At 40.0% G+C, this 2208-nt stretch carries 1 protein-coding gene; it reads left to right on the top strand.

The window, feature by feature from the left end; genetic code table 11:
* The first annotated feature begins 94 nt into the window (after nt 1-94).
* A complete protein-coding gene (locus ADI86_RS00460; RefSeq protein ID WP_049531341.1) occupies nt 95-2059 on the top strand; it encodes a peptide ABC transporter substrate-binding protein in 1965 nt (654 codons plus the stop codon).
* The last annotated feature ends 149 nt before the right edge of the window (nt 2060-2208 follow it).

Below are 2208 nucleotides of genomic sequence, written 5' to 3'. Positions count from 1 at the left end.
CAACAAAGTAGGCTCCATAATATCCATAGGGGATTTACCCACTACAAATATTATAGAGCCATATTTCACATACTGTAAAAAATGGAGAATAATCATGAAGAAATCAAAAGTTATGCTTTTTGGAGCTATGGCTTTGACAGCAGGTCTAGCTCTAGCGGCATGTGGGGCTTCCCAATCAAGTAATACAGACAAGACTTGCTCTTATATCTTTGTTAATAACCCAGATACCTTGGATTATATTACTTCTACCCGAGATTCTACATCTAGTATCACAACCAACTTGATTGATGGTTTATTGGAAAATGACCAGTACGGCAACCTCATCCCATCTATGGCTGAGTCATGGACTGTGTCAAAAGATGGTTTGACCTACACTTATAAGATCCGTCAGGGGGCTAAATGGTACACTTCTGAAGGAGAAGAGTATGCGGATGTAACAGCTCATGACTTTGTGACTGGTCTTAAGTATGCAGCGGATAAAAAGGCTGAAAACTTGTACTTGGTACAAGACTCTATTAAAGGGCTAGCAGACTATGTTGAAGGGAAATCATCTGATTTTGGAACTGTTGGTGTTAAGGCAGTGGATGATTACACGCTACAATACACCCTCAACCAACCTGAGACTTATTGGAACTCTAAAACAACAGCAAGTATTCTTAGTCCGGTAAACGAAGCTTTCTTGAAGTCTAAGGGAGATGACTTTGGAAGTGTGACACCATCAAGTATCTTGTCAAATGGTCCTTACTTATTTAAATCATTCACATCAAAATCTTTGATTGAACTTGATAAAAACCCTAATTACTGGGATAAGGACAATGTTAAAATCGAGAAAGTGAAACTTTCTTTCTTTGACGGTTCTGACCAAGACAGCATTGCAAGAGGTTTCTTGGATGGTAATTATACTGATGGCCGTATCTTCCCAACAAGTTCAGTGTTTGCTGAACTCAAGAAGGGGAATGAGGACAAGATTACCTACACACCGCAAAACTCAGTTACTTTCTATTATCTTTTCAACGTGAATCGTCAAAGCTACAAGCAGACTATGAAACAGTCTGATAAGGAAAAGACATATTCACGTGCAGCTATGCAAAATAAGGATTTCCGTCAGGCTATCAACTTTGCCTTTGACCGTCATGCCTATGCAGCACAGACAAATGGTGAAGATGGAGCAGACCGTATCTTGCGTAACACAGTTACACCAAGTAACTTTGTCCAAGTTGGCGATAAGAACTTCGGTGACATTGTCAATGAGAAAATTGTCAACTACGGTAAAGATTGGGCAAACATCAACCTAAATGATGGTAAGCAAGCCTTCTTGAATCCTGAAAAGGCCAAAGAGAAGTTTGCTAAGGCCAAAGAAAGTCTGCAAGCTCAGGGAGTAACTTTCCAAATTCATTTGGATATGCCAGTTGACCAGACTGCTAAGTTGGATGTGCAACAGGCTGGGTCTTTCAAACAAACAGTGGAAGAAACACTTGGATCGGATAACATTGTTATTGATGTGATTCAACTTTCTCCAGATGAAAAAGATCAGGCAACTTTCTTTGCGGACACCGCTGATCAAAAGGATTACGACATTGATATCTCGGGTTGGAGTGGGGATTTCTCAGATCCGAAAACCTATCTTGATCTCTTGGATCCAGACTTTGGTTCTCAGTTGAAAAACATGGGCTTGTTTGAAGGAAAAGATAAGGAAGTTAAGGACAAGATTGGTCTTGCTGACTACAAGAAACTCTTGGATCAGGCAGATGCGGAAATCACAGATACTCAAGCTCGCTATGAAAAATATGCTGAAGCCCAAGCTTGGTTGACAGATAGTGCCCTCTTCCTACCAGTTCAAAGTGGTGGAGCCAACCCAATCTTCCGTAAGACTGTACCGTTTACAGGCCCATTCTCATTCGTTGGGAATAAAGGAAATGCTGATAACTACAAATATGTTGAATTGCAAAAAGAGGCAGTAACTGCTAAACAGTACCAAGAACTCTATGAAAAATGGCTGAAAGAAAAAGCTGAGTCAAATAAAAAAGCTCAGGAAGATTTAGCTAACCATATTCAATGATATTCCTAGTCATGCTTTTCAGTTAATACTCAATGAAAATCAAATAGCAAACTAGAAAGTTAGCCGCAGGTTGCTCAAAGCACCGCTTTGAGGTTGTAGATAAGACTGACGAAGTCAGTCACATATATAATCCAAGGTGAAGCTGACGT

Origin of the sequence: Streptococcus pseudopneumoniae (assembly GCF_001074975.1) — a bacterium.
Lineage (GTDB): Bacteria > Bacillota > Bacilli > Lactobacillales > Streptococcaceae > Streptococcus > Streptococcus pseudopneumoniae_D.
This window is presented reverse-complemented; position numbering and strand designations above follow the sequence as displayed.

What these genes read in the sequence shown, in the direction of transcription:
- ADI86_RS00460 (WP_049531341.1), top strand. Translation starts at nt 95, where the DNA reads ATGAAGAAATCAAAAGTTATGCTTTTTGGAGCTATGGCTTTGACAGCA.